At 41.8% G+C, this 18,470-nt stretch carries 14 protein-coding genes and 2 pseudogenes; 5 read left to right on the forward strand and 11 right to left on the reverse strand.

The window, feature by feature from the left end; all coding sequences use genetic code 11:
• Positions 1–33: 33 nt before the first annotated feature.
• From V7K40_RS04350 to V7K40_RS04360, 3 genes are all read right to left on the reverse strand, one after another.
• The gene (locus V7K40_RS04350) at positions 34–2,616 is read right to left on the reverse strand and encodes a TonB-dependent siderophore receptor (RefSeq protein WP_334957216.1); all 2,583 of its coding nucleotides are present in this window, start codon (positions 2,614–2,616) and stop codon (positions 34–36) included.
• 151 nt (positions 2,617–2,767) lie between these two features.
• Positions 2,768–3,763 carry an AraC family transcriptional regulator gene (locus tag V7K40_RS04355; RefSeq protein WP_334957066.1) on the reverse strand — a complete coding sequence of 332 codons (996 nt, stop codon included), beginning with the start codon at positions 3,761–3,763 and terminating at the stop codon, positions 2,768–2,770.
• A gap of 628 nt (positions 3,764–4,391) precedes the next feature.
• Positions 4,392–5,066: a HupE/UreJ family protein gene (locus V7K40_RS04360; protein ID WP_334957068.1), complete on the reverse strand. Its 675-nt coding sequence runs from the start codon at positions 5,064–5,066 to the stop codon at positions 4,392–4,394.
• Between the two features lie 586 nt (positions 5,067–5,652).
• Here V7K40_RS04360 and V7K40_RS04365 point away from each other — a divergent pair.
• Positions 5,653–7,470 (forward strand): endonuclease, encoded by a 1,818-nt coding sequence (locus V7K40_RS04365; protein ID WP_334957070.1) that lies wholly within the window; start codon positions 5,653–5,655, stop codon positions 7,468–7,470.
• 51 nt (positions 7,471–7,521) lie between these two features.
• Here the strand turns inward: V7K40_RS04365 and V7K40_RS04370 are convergent, their stop codons facing one another.
• The 4 genes and pseudogenes from V7K40_RS04370 to V7K40_RS04385 form a co-directional block, all read right to left on the reverse strand.
• Positions 7,522–7,716, reverse strand: a complete 195-nt coding sequence (locus V7K40_RS04370; RefSeq protein ID WP_334957072.1) for an ATP-binding protein — start codon at positions 7,714–7,716, stop codon at positions 7,522–7,524.
• A 4-nt stretch (positions 7,717–7,720) separates the two neighbouring features.
• Positions 7,721–7,999: pseudogene (locus V7K40_RS04375) on the reverse strand (sensor histidine kinase); the annotation flags it as partial.
• Positions 8,000–8,078: 79 nt separating this feature from the next.
• Positions 8,079–9,830: an ABC transporter ATP-binding protein gene (locus V7K40_RS04380; protein ID WP_334957074.1), complete on the reverse strand. Its 1,752-nt coding sequence runs from the start codon at positions 9,828–9,830 to the stop codon at positions 8,079–8,081.
• Between the two features lie 282 nt (positions 9,831–10,112).
• Positions 10,113–10,766 (reverse strand): hypothetical protein, encoded by a 654-nt coding sequence (locus V7K40_RS04385; protein ID WP_334957076.1) that lies wholly within the window; start codon positions 10,764–10,766, stop codon positions 10,113–10,115.
• A gap of 27 nt (positions 10,767–10,793) precedes the next feature.
• Between V7K40_RS04385 and V7K40_RS04390 the strand changes: the two genes are divergently transcribed.
• Complete coding sequence (locus V7K40_RS04390) at positions 10,794–11,036, forward strand: hypothetical protein (protein WP_334957078.1); 243 nt, start codon at positions 10,794–10,796, stop codon at positions 11,034–11,036.
• A 154-nt stretch (positions 11,037–11,190) separates the two neighbouring features.
• Positions 11,191–12,189 carry a UDP-glucose 4-epimerase GalE gene (gene galE, locus V7K40_RS04395; RefSeq protein WP_334957080.1) on the forward strand — a complete coding sequence of 333 codons (999 nt, stop codon included), beginning with the start codon at positions 11,191–11,193 and terminating at the stop codon, positions 12,187–12,189.
• 355 nt (positions 12,190–12,544) lie between these two features.
• Here the strand turns inward: galE and V7K40_RS04400 are convergent, their stop codons facing one another.
• From V7K40_RS04400 to V7K40_RS04410, 3 genes are all read right to left on the reverse strand, one after another.
• A complete protein-coding gene (locus V7K40_RS04400) occupies positions 12,545–12,745 on the reverse strand; it encodes a hypothetical protein (RefSeq protein ID WP_334957082.1) in 201 nt (66 codons plus the stop codon).
• A gap of 309 nt (positions 12,746–13,054) precedes the next feature.
• Entirely contained in the window at positions 13,055–13,753 is a 699-nt protein-coding gene (locus V7K40_RS04405) for a hypothetical protein (RefSeq protein WP_334957084.1), read from the reverse strand.
• Entirely contained in the window at positions 13,728–14,999 is a 1,272-nt protein-coding gene (locus tag V7K40_RS04410) for a sulfite exporter TauE/SafE family protein (RefSeq protein WP_334957085.1), read from the reverse strand. The genes V7K40_RS04405 and V7K40_RS04410 overlap by 26 nt, the downstream gene beginning before the upstream one ends.
• Positions 15,000–15,434: 435 nt before the next feature.
• On the opposite strand from V7K40_RS04410, the gene V7K40_RS04415 reads away from it, so the two are divergent.
• Complete coding sequence (locus V7K40_RS04415) at positions 15,435–16,727, forward strand: hypothetical protein (protein WP_334957087.1); 1,293 nt, start codon at positions 15,435–15,437, stop codon at positions 16,725–16,727.
• A gap of 22 nt (positions 16,728–16,749) precedes the next feature.
• Here V7K40_RS04415 and V7K40_RS04420 read toward each other — a convergent pair.
• Positions 16,750–16,866: pseudogene (locus V7K40_RS04420) on the reverse strand (IS982 family transposase); the annotation flags it as partial.
• Positions 16,867–17,290: 424 nt separating this feature from the next.
• On the opposite strand from V7K40_RS04420, the gene V7K40_RS04425 reads away from it, so the two are divergent.
• The gene (locus V7K40_RS04425; protein WP_334957089.1) at positions 17,291–18,361 is read left to right on the forward strand and encodes a M28 family peptidase; all 1,071 of its coding nucleotides are present in this window, start codon (positions 17,291–17,293) and stop codon (positions 18,359–18,361) included.
• The last annotated feature ends 109 nt before the right edge of the window (positions 18,362–18,470 follow it).

Raw genomic sequence — 18,470 nt, forward strand, 5'->3', positions numbered from 1 at the left:
CATAATGTCAAAATAGGAGATTGGTTTTCTCAATTAAAACCGCACGGTTAGTGACCCGATAATCGTAAAAGGCGCACCTGGAGAATTTGCAGCAGAATAGCGCGAATTTGTATAGTATTCCACATCAAACAAATTCTCAGCGTTAATTGCTACCTCCCAGTTATTGCGTCGGTAAAATAGAGCCGCATCGAATCGAGTGTAGGCTGGTAGCTTGAAGTTGGGCGGATCAAATTGATCGCCTCGGCGATCGCTAACAAAATATGCGCCAAACCCAAAGCCCAAGCCTTGCAAATCGCCGCTTTGAATTTTATAGGTTGTCCACAAGTTTGCAGAATTAGTTGGCGTAATTCTCAGCCGACTGCCCACCTCATACGTAGTATCTTCAGTGATAATCGCATCAATGTAAGAATATCCTGCTGTTAAATTCCAACCTGGTAAGATTTCACCAGTCACGCTCAAATCAATACCACGACTGCGCTGTTCTCCAACCTGAATCGAATACTTCCCAGGATCAGGCTCGTTGAGATCAGTCGCCAAAACGTTGGATTTTGTGATGTTGTAAGCGGCTAAAAGTGCTGAGAGTTTCCCATCAAGAAAATCGCCCTTGATGCCCACTTCATACTGAGTACCGCGTGACGGAGCAAAAGCTGAATTCGTTCGAGAACGACCAGAGTTAGGCACAAAAGAACGGCTGTAGCTGACATAGAGTGAAAGAGGCTCGATCGGTCGATAGACGATGCCGATGCGGGGACTAAATGCTTCACCGTAGTTTCTATCAACAGTACCTGCGATAGTATCCTTCCCCGTGTTGTTCACCCAATCAAATTGTCCAGCAGCCACTAGGATCAGGTTATTTAGCAACTTTATCTGATCTTGCAGGTAAACCCCATAGGATTGAGTGATATAAATAGAACCACTGAGAGTGGTATTAGTAGGTAATTCGATATTGTAGTTAGGGTTGAAAATGTCCAGTGGCGGCAAGGGTGCAGTCAGGGGCGAAAAGAAATTCGTCACACGGTTTGCATCGAAACCAAACAGCACTTTATGGGCTACTGAACCAGTATTAAAGTTTGCTATCAGCCCTGTTTGCATCGCATAGGTTTCATATACAGGGTTATCCTTGACATATGTGCCTGTAATAAATCGATCGTCAGACAAAGTGCCATATTCACTGTCTATCAAATCTAAATGTTGCGAGCTGATGAATAACGAATTACGCAGCTGAAGATTTTTATTGAACCGATGTTCAAAGGTGTATCCTCCCTGTAGTTGAGTGAGATTAATATCATTCGCACTAGGATAGCCAAAATAGCGATTAATCGGCAGCACAAATGAGCCATTACTCAACGCTGGGACTCCGGCATCAAATCCTGTTTTTTGATTGAGGTATTCAAAGTTTAGTGTCAGCTTTGTATCATCGCTGATATCCCAGGCGATGGTAGGTGCAACAAAGAATCGCTTTGTCCCTAAAAAGTCTCGAAAACTATCAGAATCCTGAAGTGCAATGTTTAGGCGATAGCGTAGGCTGCGGTCTGAATTTAGTGGAGCGGAAAGATCGGCCGTCCCTCGGTAGTAATTATAGCTACCGGCATTGAAGCCAAACTCGTAGAATGGTTCCGATAACGGTTGTTTGGTGGTAACGTTAATTATACCTCCGGGTTCGCCCGATCCGAACAATACAGATGCAGGCCCGCGCACTACTTCAACCTGTTCAACGTTAGAAAAATCTCCCGGTGAGCCTGTGCCTGTAAAACCATTGAGTGTGGTTTGTCCTGGGAAGCCCCGAATTGAATAGTCACCAACGCCAAACCCTTCGCCACCATAGTCTCCACTGTTCAGTGCAACACCGCTGACGTTATTCAACACATCTCGCAACCGGGTAACATTACGATCTTTAATTACCTGTTGCGGTATAATTTGAATGGTTTGAGGAATATCTCGCAAGGGCGTATCAGTGCGGGTTCCGACGCTTGTTCGTGAGGGGTTATAGCCTTCATCTCGTTCACCCGTCACCACAAGTTCAATCGGTTCATTACTTTCTGTCGATGGAAGACTAGGCTGTGTTTGACTCTCTGGCTGCTGTGGTTGCACAGAAGATGCAGCAGTTGCAACAGAGAAGATAATACCTTCATCTGGACTGTCAAACAACTCAACAGTTGGTACACCTGCTTCCCCTGTCATGCTCACACGGATAGTATTGGCATTAAAGTTTGTTACCGTTATCTCACTAACCCCTGTAATTGGTGAAGTTGAGCGAAATGTGAATGCATCACCATTGGGTAAACGCAGTTGAGCATTGGGAATATCAGCAACAAAGTTATTGCCAGAACTTTGATTAACTACTTGTAAGTGTTCTCCTTTTGATGTCTGTAAAATCACCTCCACACCTTTAGAAGTGGGATTTGCCTTCACAGAAGTCACTTGTACAATTTCACCTTTCTGGCTTTGGGCTGGCGGGTTCTGCTGTTGTATCTGAGCAAACCATTCTTTGACTGTTCTTGCAGAACGGTTCAGTTCTTGTACACTTTGAATTTCAGTTACTTGCTTTGCCTGAGTTGGTTGTATGACAACAGCAATAAAAAAATAGGAAATAAATAGCGATCGCAACAGTTTCATCACTCCACACACCCAACCTGATTTTTCACAACAGAGTCAATTATTTGAGAATTATTTTTAAATAACTCTGTTTAAGAGAATACAGAAATTTGAGCGAGCGCATAGATACTGAAACCGGATTTTTTAAGACGGAATCGGGATGTATTTTTTGCTATAAATATTTTTGCTGACGATATTCTCTAGGAGTGATACCAAATTGCCGCTTAAATAGATACCTAAAATGACCTATACTCTCGTACCCTACTTGAGAAGCAATTTCTGCAACTGTGAGATTAGTGTCTCGCAGTAGCCGTTGCGCTTGCTCTAGCCGCAAAGATTGCACATATCCCAACACTGTAGTCCCAAAAACTTCTCTAAATCCCCGCTTGAGCTTAAAGTCATTGAGTCCGATTTCTTTAGCTAGATTTAATAGAGAAGGTGGATTGTGGAGCGTTTGATTTAAAATAGCTTTGGCGTGATGTAAACGTTCAATTTCATTGGGACGGAAACAGAGCGATCGCCCCAATACCTGATTATTTTCTCCCCATTGAGCAATCTGGAGTGTCAGTAGTTCCAACACCTTTGCTTCTAAATACATTAGTCTAAGTTTTTCTCGAAACGGACACTGCAATATTTGTTTGAGTACTAACCGCATTGCAGGCGTGGTTGCTCCTAACGGCTGATGGAATCGTTCTTTAATAGGATTTTCTATCAATTGCCGGAGCAAAGTTGGCAATTGATCAAAGCTTCCCTGTAAACTATAAAGTAATTCAGGATACCAATAAATGCCAATACACTGAGTGCGCTGCTTCGGATTAAAATGCTCAAACTCCCCAATATCAGGCAAGAAAAATAAGTAGTTACAACCTGCAACTTCTCCATAGTCGTCAATGACTCCAGGTACATTTGGCGTAGTGGTTCTTATACCACCAGACAGAAAAAACTTAGATACAAGAAAATCAAAATCATCGTGTTTTTGCTCCCAAATCACTGGTTGAAAATACTGATTATCACAGATTACTAGCTCAAGGTTAGAGCGAAGAAAAGTCCAGCGAAAGCTGCTTTGACCAAACCAAGTAGACAGTAGTGCTTTTCCCTCATAGTCATTAAACTGCACATCCTCGCAAAATTCCCCAAAGTCTTCTGTCCCAGTTAGACGAATGGTCATGGTAATACTCTTAACTCCTTGTTGAGAATAGTATCAATCAGAATAAAGAGCGATGTCTACGACAAGCCCTATGGGTGACGCTCGTACCTCTCTACGAGACGCTACGAAGACAGCCAGTTCCTTTATGCCTCTTAACCCGTCCACCGGACTGGCTCACCGCTAAGAGCGTCTACGCAACTGAAAATTTCTGCAGTAAGAGGGCGATAAGCCTGACGGCATGGCTTGGCTTACCGCATTTATCGAGCAGTTTTTCAATATCAGATGTTTCAGTTGACAAAATCAAGTTTTGTGCAGTTTTTATCTGGACTGTACTATGGCGTAACCGCCCAAGTTTGGCGATCGCTCTTAATATATAGCAATTCCTAAATCATTTGTGAAAAGTTAGATCCCCGACTTCTTAGAGAAGTCGGGGATCTGGACACCACGAATTTGAACGAAATCAGATAGGATTGCTATATTACATCTGTGCGATGACTAATGGTTTCTGCTGCAATCGCCTTACTTTTATCTCTTTACATTTCTTTAGAGACAGCCTCTAAACCAATGTAGGGGTGTAGGGTAAATATCCAGTTTCAGAGTGATTTAGAGTTGATGAATGAATGTATTCCACTGAATTGAAATATGTAATTTAAATTATCGAATTGCTCAAAAACACGATCCCGATCGCACACAAACCGAAGCCAGCAATGCTAATTTTCCAGGGTAAAATTCGGTTTATTTCTCCCATACCCATCGCACCACCAATTTCTCTGGCACTCATGGCAACCGCAAACAGAGTTAAGGTAATGCCTAGTATATAGGCAACTAGTGGTATCATTCCTGCCCCAATAATAAATTCAGCATCAGCGTAACCCTGAAATAAACCAGCACTGATGCCCACCAGAGCAAGTACCATAAAGTTTGGTTGATTTGGCATCATCAGCATAGTACCAAAAACGATGGTAGAAATGGCGATGGCCATTTCTGTGCCTAGTAAATTTAGCTGGAATAAATGAATTACAATGCCTAAGACTGCTGCTAAAACAAAACATCCAGCTATCACAGCACCACGAACAAACACAGATGAGAGTAAGCCAATAGCAACAATACCAACTAAACAATCCAAGCCAATTACTGGATCTGCCAGTCCCCAGAGAAAGCCTTCCCAGCAGTTAGAGATGGTATGATGATCTGGTATTCCACTCAATGAACTCAGTAAGCTAATTAAGATTAGAACTGCGATCGCCCCAATATGCCGATGCATTAACTTTAAGGTGTAAAATTCGCTCCAAGCACGGGGTTCTGATAATTTAGTTTTGAACATTACCATATGTCAAATTAGTTTTTTCGGTAATTTATACTACCCACATACCCAATAAAACTAACGTGATAATCACGCCAGATTATACTAGCTCTATCAAGTTATGCAAATCCACGGTTATTCTAAAAGTCTTCTAATAACGGGTTGCATAAGCATTGGCGTAGCCTCTCCAAGAGTTGCCCGTCGCAGACATCGCTATCACTAATCATCAAGTACTTGACATTTAAGACGGTATCTACTTGATGGCAAATGTAGTTTAAAAATGTAGCGGTGATTTGCTTTTCTGCTGGTATTTTTTTCCAAGTGATACTAATTTTAAAAAACAATACGACACATAGTTAGGTGAAAATCAGTCTGGGTAAGACTTTCTTAATCCCAAATCGTTTGAATGAGCGACTTGCCTTGAGCGTACCCCTGCTCTTAAGCAAGCTACGCGCAGCGTCTCCAAGAGTTGCGAAAGGAGCCAAAATCTAAAATCTAAAATCCAAAATGCTATGAGATGCTTCACTTAACCCAATCTAAAACTTATCTTAACTGAACTTTATTAAGAAGAAGACTAATCTAGAAAATACCTTCATTGAAAGAGAGAATGAAATTTATCAAATTACTACTACTTAGTATTGCTCTCATCTTCTTTACATGGGTTAGTCCACTGCAAGCTAGTCAAATAGCTCAATTACCAACTCCTTTAATTTCAGTTGCAGAACGTGAAACAACATCTCTGAAAAATTCACAGGATGTATTGACTGTTGCAACTTTTAATGTCGAGAATTTAGACCCGAAAGATCAGCGCTTTGATCAGATTGCTAAAATTATTGGCAATAATTTGAACGCACCAGATGTCATCAGTTTAATTGAAGTTCAAGATAACAACGGACCAATCAATGATAACATTGTAAATGCAAACCAAACTTACCAAAAACTGATTACTGCGCTCGAAAATATCGGTAGTACAGGATACGACTTCGTTGATATTGCGCCCAGCGACGATCAAGATGGTGGAGAACCTGGAGGCAATATCCGTGTCGGTTTATTATTTCGACCCAGCCGGATAACTCTAGCAAAATTGCCCAGAAAAGGCGGTTCATTAGATGCTGTGGCTATTACTCAAGGTTCAAATGGTCTTGACCTCTCGCTCAATCCAGGTCGGATTAACCCCACGAATAATGCTTTCGATCAAAGCCGTAAGCCACTTGCGACAGAATTTATATTTAACGATCAAAAACTGTTTATCATTGCTAATCACTTTATTTCCAAGCTTGGAGGTTCTCCCAGCGATGCTCAACGAGTCAAGCAAGCCCAAATCGTCAATGAATTCGTAGCGCAACTACTACAAGTTGACCCGCAAGCCAATGTAATTGTACTAGGTGACTTAAACGATTTACCAGATTCTTTACCTCTGAAGACCTTGGAGGGTAACATTCTTGAGAATCTGACGGTTCGTTTACCTCTTAGTGATCAGTTTACTTTCAAATTCCGTGGAAATCCTGAACTTATTGACCATTTGTTGGTCAGTGAAAATCTTTCTCGTGTTGCTCAACCTGAAATCGACATTGTGCATGTCAACGTTGGCTTTAGTAAGCCTGTCAGCGACCATGATCCCGTGATTGCAGCATTTACATTACCTGCTAACCAGTCCACCTCTGACACAATCCCTCCCGTTAGCCAACCCACTCCTGCAAGTGATTCGGCAATTATATTGCCTCAATTATCCAAATTCGCTCTAGTTGACGAACTAGCTAAGGAGTATACGCCAAGCAAAATCTTGAATTATGATCGGGCAAGAGACCAAATGTTTGGCATTATTGACAACCGAGCAGGTATTGTGACAGACATTTATGCAAGTTACCCAATTCGTTTAATTGGCAATGGCGATCCTAGTCTGGAAGCTGAAAAATTAGGGCTGAATACCGAACATGTTTGGCCACAAAGTAAAGGTGCTGACAAGGGTAATTCCCGAAGTGACCTTCACCATCTATTTCCTGCACGAGAAGATATTAATAGTGAGCGAGGCAATAAACCATTCGACGATATAGCCGACACAAGTACTAAGAAATGGTATCGAAATAATACTGTTCAATCTACAATTCCTAGTAGTGCAATTGACGAGTTTAGCGAATCAACATCTTCTGAATTTGAGCCTAGAGAGAAAGTAAAAGGAGATATAGCCAGGGCAATTTTCTACTTTTACACCATTTATCGGAATCAGGCTGAGAGAGTAGACTTAAATTACTTTCAGAATCAGCGTCAGACTTTGTGTAAATGGAATCAGCAAGACCTCCCAGATATTACTGAAATAGAACGCAGTCATGCGATCGCCCAATTTCAAGGTAATGACAATCCATTCGTGTTAGATGTCACATTAGCAGAACGGACATACTGTAATTCCGAAAACGGTAGTGTTTGAGAATGGTTGTTTTACGTCTTAATACGTCTTAATGGGTAGACCAAATTATCATCAAACAGACTTTATCTGAATCGGAATCTGGATGATGAACTCTGTGCCTTGAAGCGGTGCAGAAATACACTTAAGTTGACCACTATGCTTGTTGATAATTTGGTAGCTAATCGACATCCCTAAACTTGTACCTGAACCAACAGGTTTAGTTGTATAAAATAGAGCAAATATTTTTTGCATTGTTTCTTCTGTCATCCCACAGCCAGTAAGTTGGATGCCAAAGCGTCCATACATCCATCACATGGGTTGTACCACAAGAGACGATAAAAGCTCCAAATAATAAAAGTATCCATTTCAAGGGGAAATCCTTTCGCTTGTGGACAAAGTAAACAAGGATGATCGGAATAGAATAATACACTAAAGCAATCAGAGAATCTGAGAAGATGTTTGGCCACACTAAACTCGGCTTCCAGAGGTAACAATGTCCATGTGGAATAAATGAGCTATCAGTAAAAAAATTTTGCAAAAATTCCAGCATAAACGAGATAATTTATCAAATATTGAATGATAAATTATACACGCTGCATAAGAAATTGTCCTTAACGTTAAATGTTGTACTAGTGCAGTAATTCCTCAACTTGATGCTGGCTCCACAAAGTTCTGTACAGACCCTGTTGTTGCACCAATTGTGAATGATTGCCTATCTGAACAATTCTTCCCTTTTCCATTACAAAAATTCGGTCAGCAGCTGCCGCTGCCGATAATTGATGAGTAATGAAAATTACTGTTTTGCGTTCAGTACCACCAGAGAGATTTTTGAGGATTTGTGTGGCTGTTTGATTATCCACACTAGAGAGGGCATCATCTAAAATTAACACTGGCGCATTGACCAGCATCGCTCTAGCCAAGGCAGTCCGTTGTCGTTGACCGCCAGAAAGAGTAATACCGCGTTCACCAACAAGAGTTTCATATTGCTGGGGAAAATTGTTAATTTCTGATTCAATTTGGGCAAGTTGAGCGACAGATTCAACCTGCTCTTGTTCGCTAATTGGGTCACCGTAGCGGATATTATTTTTGATTGTAGTGCTAAATAGAAAGCTATCTTGAGGAACGTAGGCGATCGCACCTCGTAAAGAAGCCAAAGCTATCTTAGTAATATCCAGCCCATCTAAAAACAATTGTCCTGATTCAATATCCAACAAACGCGGCAAAGCATTCGCCAAAGTGGATTTCCCTGAACCAATGGCCCCAACAATTGCCACGGTTTCTCCCGGAGTAATGCTAAAGTTAACATTTTCTAAAGCTGGAGTAGTGGAACCAGGGTAATTGTAGGTGAGATTTTTAGCTGTCAGTTCCCCTTTAAGTTCAGCCACTGGTAGATGTATGGCATCGGCTCTGTCTTGAATTTTCGGTGTGACAGAGAGAATAGATTCAAGCCTATCGATACTAACTTCACCCCGTTGGTAAGCAGTAATTGTGAATCCTAAAAGAGCAGTAGGAAAAACTAGACGCTCTACATAAATTAACAGTGCTAAAAAGTCGCCAACCTGAAGGGTCCCAGAAGACATCCGCGCCACACCTAGCCAGATGATTACCAGTGAGCTGACATTGGCTAGCCCGCCAATTAGGGGAAACAGTGTATTTCGGAGTTTTGCCAGTTCCAGGTTAGCAGTCAATAGCTGCTGATTTTTTTTAGCAAAGGCTCGACGCTCGTTTGCTTCTTGGGCATAGATTTTAATTAAAGCAATGCCACTGATATCCTCTTGGATGAGTTCGCTGATGTCAGAGAGTTGCTCTTGGACTGCTGCTTGTTGTTTGCGTAAGCGATCGCTAAACAAACTCACTAACAAGAACATAAAAGGGTACACTGCTAGGGCGGCTAGTGTGAGATCTACACTAATCGTTAGCATTACTGGCAGTGTCAGGGCGTAGGCAAACACTGTATTTGCCAAACTCAAAACTGCAAAACCCAATAAACGCTTGATATTGTCCACATCACTGGTAGCCCGATTAATCAAATCGCCAGCAGTATTACTGGCAAAATAAGCTGGCTCCAGCTTAAGTAAGTGTTCAAAAATCCGTTGTTTGAGGTCAAATTCCACCTGACGCCCTACTCCAAATAGCCAAATGCGGGATGCCATCCGCATTAGCCACATTGCCGAACTGAGCAAGACAATGATTACTACGTAATGTAGGATTTGGTTCCAGCTGAAGGTTGTCGAGAGTTTGTCAACACCAGCACGAATCAACCAAGGGATATAAACGCCCAGTGCATTGACAGACAACAAAGCGAGAATTCCTAAGGACGCTTCCCGCCAATGGGGTCGTAGGTAAGCACTGAGTTTAGCGATTCGTCGAGATTTTGCCATTAAAGCAATTTTACAACTTTATCATCCTAGATTAACTGCTAGTCCAAGAGGGCAGCTATGTAGAGGGAATATCGCTTATAAATTAAGCTTTTGTTACCTCTTTCAACTGATAGTTATTGCCGTTCTCTTTCGCCCAAAGCCGAATAGTAATGTCTACTTCAACTTTTGGTGTGGTGGCAATTACAGCTTTAATTAATCCAGCTACTAGTACCGCTACCTTGTGGGGAACGCGGTACTAGGGCGTGGCATTGTGACCTTTTGAGTTTTACTTTCTTAACTTTATTACCGCTGAACACGTAAGAACCTGTAAATTTCAAAGAGATAAGTTTCCCAAGTTCTGGTTGTCAATTGCAACGTTTCCGCATTCGGTACAAAGTCTTCAAGTCGTAAACCGCGGGCGCGAATATCTTGAGGACTTCCTTGTAATAGGTAGGGAGGCACTCTCAAATTATAAGAAAGAATGCGATCGCCTGTCACATCTGAAATGTTTGCTGCGGTGGTTTGTTGTCCTAATGCCACCAGTATCCCAGATGTTGGTGCAGCAGTTGCTACATAGGTTTCACCTGCCATTGCTAGAGGTGCCCTATAAAGTAAATAGGCGACTGCTGGTGTACTTGCTAACAGTAAAATCGTCAGTGCCCAACCTACCAAGTATCCACCTGGTTTGTCTATCCCGCCTCCTTTGATTCTTTGAGCTGCAAAAATCATCATTAAAACAGAGGCTCCTAGAGGCTTGAGTGGAAAAGACAGCATCCTCGACAACGAGGCTACAGCTGGTTCATTGGGGTTAACAAATGATAGGGCTATGATTACCAAGATAACGACTAAGATCAATCGCCCGACAAAACTTCCAGAGGGATAAAATCGCTGGAACAGAGAATATACGATAGTGCCAATCAGCAGCCACAGCAGTACCCGACTTAGCAATAGAAACATAGATTAACTCTCAAATTTTCTGGTGCGGTGAGCCAGTGTGGTGGTAAGGCAGTCCGCTTTGATCGGGGTTTCCACGCCACTTCTTCAACTGGGAGAACCCTAGTTGAAGAAGTGGCTCCCCAAAAAGAACTGCTATGTATGGTTTCCCGGCATAAAACAACTGGCAACTTCTTAGCGATCGCGACGCTAGGAGCGTCACCCGTAAGGGTCAACCTAGAGGTTTCGGGAAATGGATTTATTTTACTGTCAAATTGTAATCGTACTGTTTGACTTAAAATACTTCAAACCTCACACCCAAAGACTACCGTCGTAGTGATTTTAGTGCAATTTTTTGACACTGCGTCTATTATTTATAATTTTCCAGAAGAGTAATGTGGCACCGGTAAACTAAATTAATTGAGTAATCCACTCAAAAGGAAAAACTATGTCGTCTGGAAAGCCTACCATTTTGGTAACGGGGGGAGCTGGATATATTGGTTCTCATACAGTGCTTGCTTTGAAGCAAGCGGGTTATAACGTTGTCATCCTTGATAATCTAGTCTATGGGCATCGTGACCTGGTAGAAACGGTTTTACAGGTAGAACTGATAGTAGGGGATACAGGCGATCGCGCCTTGTTAGATCACCTATTTAAAACCCGCGATATTGCCGCTGTGATGCACTTTTCTGCATACGCCTACGTAGGAGAATCAGTGACTGACCCAGCTAAATATTACCGCAATAACGTTGTTGGTACTTTGACTCTGTTAGAAGCGATGCTGACAGCATCTGTGAAGAAATTTGTCTTCTCTTCTACCTGTGCCACATATGGTGTACCGGAATTTGTACCCATTCCAGAAACGCATCCCCAAAATCCGATTAATCCCTATGGCGCTACAAAGCTAATGGTAGAGCGGATTATCTCTGATTTTGACGTTGCTTACGGTTTCCAGTCGGTGCGTTTCCGCTATTTCAATGCTGCTGGTGCTAATCCCAGTGGCTTGCTTGGCGAGGATCATAACCCAGAAACCCATTTGATTCCCTTGGTGCTGATGACAGCTTTAGGCAAACGAGAATCCATCTCAATTTTCGGCATCGATTACCCTACGCCCGATGGTACTTGTATTCGAGATTATATTCATGTTGACGACTTAGCAGATGCTCATATTTTGGGATTGGAATATTTATTAAAAGGTGGCGATAGCGAAGTTTTCAATTTAGGTAATGGCAGCGGCTTCTCCGTCAGAGAAGTCATTGCAGCTGCCGAGCAGGTGACAGGGCTTTCCATACCTGTAGAAGAACGCGATCGCCGTCCTGGCGATCCCCCAATTCTCATTGGCACCAGCGAGAAAGCCAGAACAATCTTAGGCTGGCAACCTCAGTACACATCCATCCAAGATATTGTCGCTCATTCGTGGCAGTGGCATCAAAAGCGACATAAGTAGATTTGATGACATTGAGCCGAGATAGCTGCATATTCGGAAATTAAAGCTTTTAACAATTATTTTACTTAGGTTCGGTAATTTGTTATCTCTTTGTACTTAATACCGTTATTGGCAACGAAAAATCAAGCCTTTTCAGCCCCTATTGCCGTTTTCGTTCATATCTCGGCTCAATGCCCAGATCATACAGATTGACAGGCTGTTGACTAGCCCTTGCCTACTGAACTAAAAACCCCACTAGCAAGTGCTGGTGGGGTTTTTAGCTTACAACGCATCAGCGCGTCTCACAATTGTATCGCCTGGACACCTGCATGGGTGTTAGCGGAGGTGGTCACTAGTCAACGTAACGTTACTGTGACTATTCATCAAGAGCCTTCTTGATTCCATACGCTGCTAATCCTACAACAGCACCAGCAGCAATGACAGGGGCAGCGCCTATGGCAATGCCACCAAAAGCTCCTGCCAAACCCATATTCCCTACTACTGCTGCAAGTCCCCATCCCCCTGCGGCTCCACCTACCGCATAACCTGCCGCTTCTGCTCCATTGTTGTTGCTCATTAGATGAAACCTCAAAGCTTTCTGTATTAATTTTGTTAACTGTAGCTTTTATAGCCAACCGTATTTTTGCTTTTCTGAGATGAATTTTGTATGAACTTTAGCTTAACTCTGATGTCAGCGTTGTATTCTCCGAGCGAAATTCACTGCTTAAAATTTCTTCCAAACCAGTATCAATCTCTCGAACATAATCAATAAGTCGCTTGTTCATAAGTAATTAATATTTCTTGCATTGTGACACACCTCTGTGCTTTCACTGCCACAAGGGGGACAAGGAAGAAAAATTGCTTCCTTGTCCCCCTTCCCACTCTCTTACTCCCTACCGCCTCTCATACTTTGCAGTACAACAACTAAGATGGCGATAAATGCGAAGATTGGAAGTGCGATCGCCCAAATTGGGAATTTCTGAGATTCACCCTCTACTAAATCGCCATTGACATCTCGCAGGTTTCGTGTTCTATCTGTAGATCCACCTCCTGCCACAGTAACTTCAAATTTGAACTTAAACGGTTTGAATCTTCCCCCAGAAACTGGTTTACCATTTAGTTGCAACTCATAAATACCTGGCTTGGGAAAGACAACTTCCGCACCTGGGATGCCTTTATAACGTTCAGCTGCCACAGATTCTAACTGTGGTTCTAGGAGTGGTGGCTCTCCGGCTGCATAGGGTTCGGCATAAACAGCTAACTGACAATTACACTGTGACAGGGGAATCACCCTTCCACCTCTGCGGGTAAGTGCAAACCAGACTTGGCTTGGTTCTCCAGCTTGAGGGTTATCATTTGGTTCAACATGGAGGGTGCCACCGACATCTGCTGCTACTTCTACCTGATGAGCAGCAGCAGGGTAAAGATTAGTTATTGAGATAACTAAGCAACTCAGGAATAATAAATACTTTATTGTTCCTTGATGCCAGGAAATGTCTTTGAGCGGGTAACCTCTCTGTTTTTGACTCGTTGGGATGGAGCCAGAAAACAAGGATGATCTACCGCGATTTGGTTGGGGGAACATAAAACTTTTCTACGGCTAACTTTGACCAAAAAAAGCGTGATCGTACCATCAAGACACTGAGGGTAATAATTCCCATCAGTACTGCCGCTAATTTATTTCCCCAAGTTGATTGCAAGGAACCCAGGTAATGGGAACCAATCAACACAGCATGAATAGCACTCAAGAGCAAGGCTGGCACACCCAATAGATGAATCTGTCGCCAACGCTTGCCCAAAGATTTCTGCAAGGATTCCCAACTCGTAAAAGCGGCGGGGGACATTAATACCAATGCTACAGCACCCGCAGCCATACCCCACTGAAATTCTGGCGGCATAAAATCAAAGGCGGCAAAATTCCATTGCAATGAGTGTTCTATCATGTGGGCGGTATGAACCACAGAAAGCACAAAAGCTCCCACTCCCAAGGCGCGGCGATAACGCAGTGGTGAAGCCCACAACCCACTAATAGGACGCGCAATTAGCGCCAAGATTAAGCAAAATAAAGCGGCGTGTCCGGTGTAATCTACCATTGTGTCACCAGTCCGCAACAAGGTGATGATGCCAATAGTGAGTGTCACCCAACCGCCTAATCGAAACAACTGACTGCGCCTGTCTTTACTTACCAATGATGTGGAGACGCCTACACCCAGCATAGTGGGCAGGGTTCCCAAGCCAAACGCCAGCATAGTTGATCCACCCATCCATAAATTGCCAGTTTCAGCCGCTTTAATTTGGGCAGCATACAGGAAACCACAGGGCATTAAACCCCAAGTCATTCCTAGAAGCATTGGCGTCCACCATTTGGTTTTGAAGGAAAGCTTAACCATTCCCGCACTGAGGCGATCGTGTAAACTACCTTGTAATAAGGGGTGTAACACGGGAATGCGCGGCAGCAAATCGGGTTTTACTTGTCCTAAGCCAAACCAAATCAGCATCACGCCAGTTATAATTGCCATCCAGCGCCGGAAGTCACTGCCAACACCCGCTAGTTGTCCACCTTGCAACAATACTGAACCTAGCGCCCCAATCCCAGCACCGACTAGAGCATAGCTCAACATCCGCCCCAGGTTTAGCAAAAGATGAAATTTTAATTGCTGTTGCCAAGTGTCGGACTTTTCTAAGGTTGATGTCCGTCCCAAGGAAGCTTTTTGTGGAATTTTCGGCTGATGAGACAGGGAAAACGCCACTGTTAGAGGGCCACACATCCCAAAGCAATGTCCAAAACTCCCCAGGAACCCCAGGATTGTGATCAGCAACAAATCTACCATAAAAAAAGTCCTGAGTTCTGAGTCATGAGTCCTGAGTGTCAGAATAAAGATTTTGAAGAATTAAGAATAAATTCTTTTCTCTTCTTCTTTGCTCAGTACTCAGCACTCCTCTAGTGGGGCACTGTAAGTGAAGTTGTACTCTCTGTCAAAAGACAAACTGTCAAACTTGATATTTATTCATAGGAAAGAAAAAAGTAAGAAAGCCTGGGTGTAAACACTCATAAAACTCCCTGAACACGCGTAAATCCTAAACTAATAACTTAAGGTATATCAGTATATACCGTAAATAACTATATTTTAAATGGTGTATAATTTTAATTATATAAAGTAGTATCTACTTAAAAATGTCTGTCCATTCTTTCGATTAGTATCTTAATAGTATTCAAAAACCTCTCTTAACTAGATAATTTTTAACTAAACACGAGTAGAAAAAATATGTTATTTAACAATAAAGTATATAAAACAAATGATGTTTATGGTATACAACGTGACCTTCCTTTAAACTATATAAAGAGGCAAGAAGTTGATCAAAAACTTATTGAAAATTTAGATAGAAGTAGACACGTTGTTATATATGGTAGCTCCAAGCAGGGAAAAACATCTTTAAAAAAGAGTTGCCTGAAATCTGATGAATATATTAATATTCAATGTCATAATCATTGGAAATTAACAGATATACATCTTGCTATTCTGAAAAAAGCAGGTTACCAAACTACTCAATCTGTTAAACAAACTGCTTCTGGTAAACAAAAGGTTGCAGCTTCTTTTGAAGGAGTAGTGAATTTTTTCGGACTTGCTGGAAGTAAAGGAGCAATTGCAGCCGACACAGAACAACAAAAAACTACTGAGACTTTATTAGAAAATTTTGATGTTGATCCAGACGATGTAAATGATATTATTGCTTGCTTGAATGCGATCAAATTTCAAAAGTATATTGTTTTAGAAGATTTTCATTATCTTGATGTAGATATTAAAAGAGACTTTGCAGTTGTATTAAAAGCATTTCATGAAGCATCTAAGTTTTGTTTCATAATTATAGGTGTTTGGTTAGAAGAGAATAGGTTAATTGTACATAATGGCGACTTGACTGGACGTGTAATTGCTATAGATGCTGACAAATGGACTCATAGAGAATTAATGCAGGTAATTGATGAGGGAGCTAAATTATTAAATATTAGTTTTACCGAACATTTTAAAACAACTGTCATAAAAGAATCATATGAGAGTGTTTATATAGTTCAAGAAGTTTGTTCTCAAGCGTGTCATCAAGAACAAGTAAAAGAAACCCAAAGCCAATTCCGTACCATTGGTGGTAGCTTGCTTGTGCATAATATAATCAAATCTGTTGTCAATCAGCAAAATGGGCGATATATGTCTTTTATAAATCAATTTTCTGAAGGATTTCAAGATACACAACTTGAGATGTATAAATGGATTCTTTACCCTATTCTTTCACTAAAATTAAAAGAGTTACAGCAGGGACTTACTTATGCACGAATATGTGAGGAACTTCAATCGCGTCATCCACAAGGAAAAAATCTTAATCCGGGGAATTTAACTCAAGCTTTAAAATCGACATCTTCACTTCAAGTTAAAAAAGGTATTAAACCAATAATTATTGATTATGATCAGACAAATAGACGATTGAATGTGGTAGACAGAGGTTTTTTAATTTGGCTTGCCAATCAAAATATACCAGAACTATTAGCAACAGTTGAATATAATTAGAAAATGTAACACGATGTGCGACTTAATATTGCGTAACAAGTTCATCAAATTGAAGAGGATCACAGTTATGGCGATTAAGCCAGAAGCAAAGTGTATGAGCTAAAATTTTGCGGTTGATTCTGCTGGTTAAGTGCCACATATGCCAGGGCGGCGGCATGTCAATAAGAGTAGTCTATCCTCAATAGAATTAAAATAATCTCATTAATTCTTGCTTATTGCTAAAGATTTAAGGGATCGCTTTAGCACTTCTGTAATTCAACTAAAGTGACCTTACCTAATTAGATGAGGTATATTGGGCTTAGGACAAATAGATTAAAGCGATGATCACTGGCTTTGTTTATCATGCAAACCTTAAGACTTCGTAAGATCAAAAACAAATTGATACCATTTTTTCAAAGTCTAAAGTTTAGACATAGTAAGAATGGGGTACTTTTAGTTACGAAATATTCTCGTAATTTTCAAACGACACCTTACAAGTCTGAATTTGAAAAGGCTATGGAAGTTTATCAAAAAGTAAGCAGTAAGTATAGGAATGCACTTCGTGAGCTAGCTAAGTGAATCACATGAAAAAATGGATTTGGCTGATGCTATTGGTGCTGATGGCGGTAGCCGTGGTGGGTAGCAGAGGTAGCACGTTTTTTGAACAGCGTCCCTCACCAGCAATTGTTCAAAGCATTCCAGTGGAAACACGCCAACCACAGCCAGAGTCAAAGGAAGTTGACAATACCCTACAAGTATCCAGTGACAAGCTGTTAATCCATATCCAAAAGTTAAATTTTCAGCGCTACACAACAACAGAGCGATCGCTTACTCGCACTTATATCACAACTGAACTGAAAAAATTAGGCTGGAAACCCAAATTGGAAAAATTTTCTGAGGGTGTGAATATTTTTGCCGAACGCCCAGGAACTAACAAAGCTGCTAAAGCAATTCTCGTAGCAGCGCATTACGATACTGTTGCCTTATCCCCTGGTGCTGATGATAACGCCAGTGGTGTAGCTGTGGTGCTGGAAGTAGCCCGGTTGCTCGGTTCCCGTTCTACGCCACGGGGGTTACAGTTAGCTTTTTTTGACAAAGAGGAAGCAGGACTTTTAGGTAGTCAGGCTTTCGTTAGCAAGACACCACGCTTGCAAAACTTGGGCGGAGCGATCGTTATGGATATGGTAGGTTATGCATGTTACACTCCTGGGTGTCAAAAATACCCTGCCGGATTGCCTGTTACACCACCTAGCGACAAGGGCGACTTTTTGGCAGTAGTTGGTGATACAGAACATTTGCCTTTGCTGAATGCCTTTCAAAGCTCACAGATGTTTCCCTCAAGCGCTCTGAATAAACAGGAATCAAATTTGCCACCAGTCCTAACACTACCAATTCCTTTTAAAGGTTTACTGACACCAGACACCCTACGCAGCGACCATGCAGCATTTTGGTATCAGGGCGTGGGTGCTGTGCTGGTGACAGATACCGCAAATTTACGTACTCCCCACTATCATAAACCTAGCGATGTTCCAGCGACTATCGAGCGATCGTTTTTCACAGGAGCAGCACAGATTGTAGTCAATGCTACTACTGTTTTGTTAGAGAAAAATGAGGTTTTGGAAACTCAACCACTAAGCTCAGTAAATAATTCCTAATTCGTAATTAATCAATTCAGGGACAGAGTGACTTAATTTATTACAGCAGTTTTCATTTCTTTGAACCACATATTTTGTAGGGACACAGCAATGCTGTGCACATAGGGCG

The organism is Nostoc sp. (assembly GCF_036917195.1).
GTDB lineage: Bacteria > Cyanobacteriota > Cyanobacteriia > Cyanobacteriales > Nostocaceae > Nostoc.

Bases quoted from the DNA above. Each gene is read 5' to 3' on its own strand.
- V7K40_RS04425 (WP_334957089.1), top strand. From the start codon at position 17,291: ATGAAAAAATGGATTTGGCTGATGCTATTGGTGCTGATGGCGGTAGCC.
- V7K40_RS04350 (WP_334957216.1), bottom strand. From the start codon at position 2,616: ATGAAACTGTTGCGATCGCTATTTATTTCCTATTTTTTTATTGCTGTT.
- galE (WP_334957080.1), top strand. From the start codon at position 11,191: ATGTCGTCTGGAAAGCCTACCATTTTGGTAACGGGGGGAGCTGGATAT.
- V7K40_RS04365 (WP_334957070.1), top strand. From the start codon at position 5,653: ATGAAATTTATCAAATTACTACTACTTAGTATTGCTCTCATCTTCTTT.
- V7K40_RS04400 (WP_334957082.1), bottom strand. From the start codon at position 12,745: ATGAGCAACAACAATGGAGCAGAAGCGGCAGGTTATGCGGTAGGTGGA.
- V7K40_RS04355 (WP_334957066.1), bottom strand. From the start codon at position 3,763: ATGACCATTCGTCTAACTGGGACAGAAGACTTTGGGGAATTTTGCGAG.
- V7K40_RS04360 (WP_334957068.1), bottom strand. From the start codon at position 5,066: ATGTTCAAAACTAAATTATCAGAACCCCGTGCTTGGAGCGAATTTTAC.
- V7K40_RS04415 (WP_334957087.1), top strand. From the start codon at position 15,435: ATGTTATTTAACAATAAAGTATATAAAACAAATGATGTTTATGGTATA.
- V7K40_RS04370 (WP_334957072.1), bottom strand. From the start codon at position 7,716: ATGACAGAAGAAACAATGCAAAAAATATTTGCTCTATTTTATACAACT.
- V7K40_RS04385 (WP_334957076.1), bottom strand. From the start codon at position 10,766: ATGTTTCTATTGCTAAGTCGGGTACTGCTGTGGCTGCTGATTGGCACT.
- V7K40_RS04380 (WP_334957074.1), bottom strand. From the start codon at position 9,830: ATGGCAAAATCTCGACGAATCGCTAAACTCAGTGCTTACCTACGACCC.
- V7K40_RS04410 (WP_334957085.1), bottom strand. From the start codon at position 14,999: ATGGTAGATTTGTTGCTGATCACAATCCTGGGGTTCCTGGGGAGTTTT.
- V7K40_RS04405 (WP_334957084.1), bottom strand. From the start codon at position 13,753: ATGTTCCCCCAACCAAATCGCGGTAGATCATCCTTGTTTTCTGGCTCC.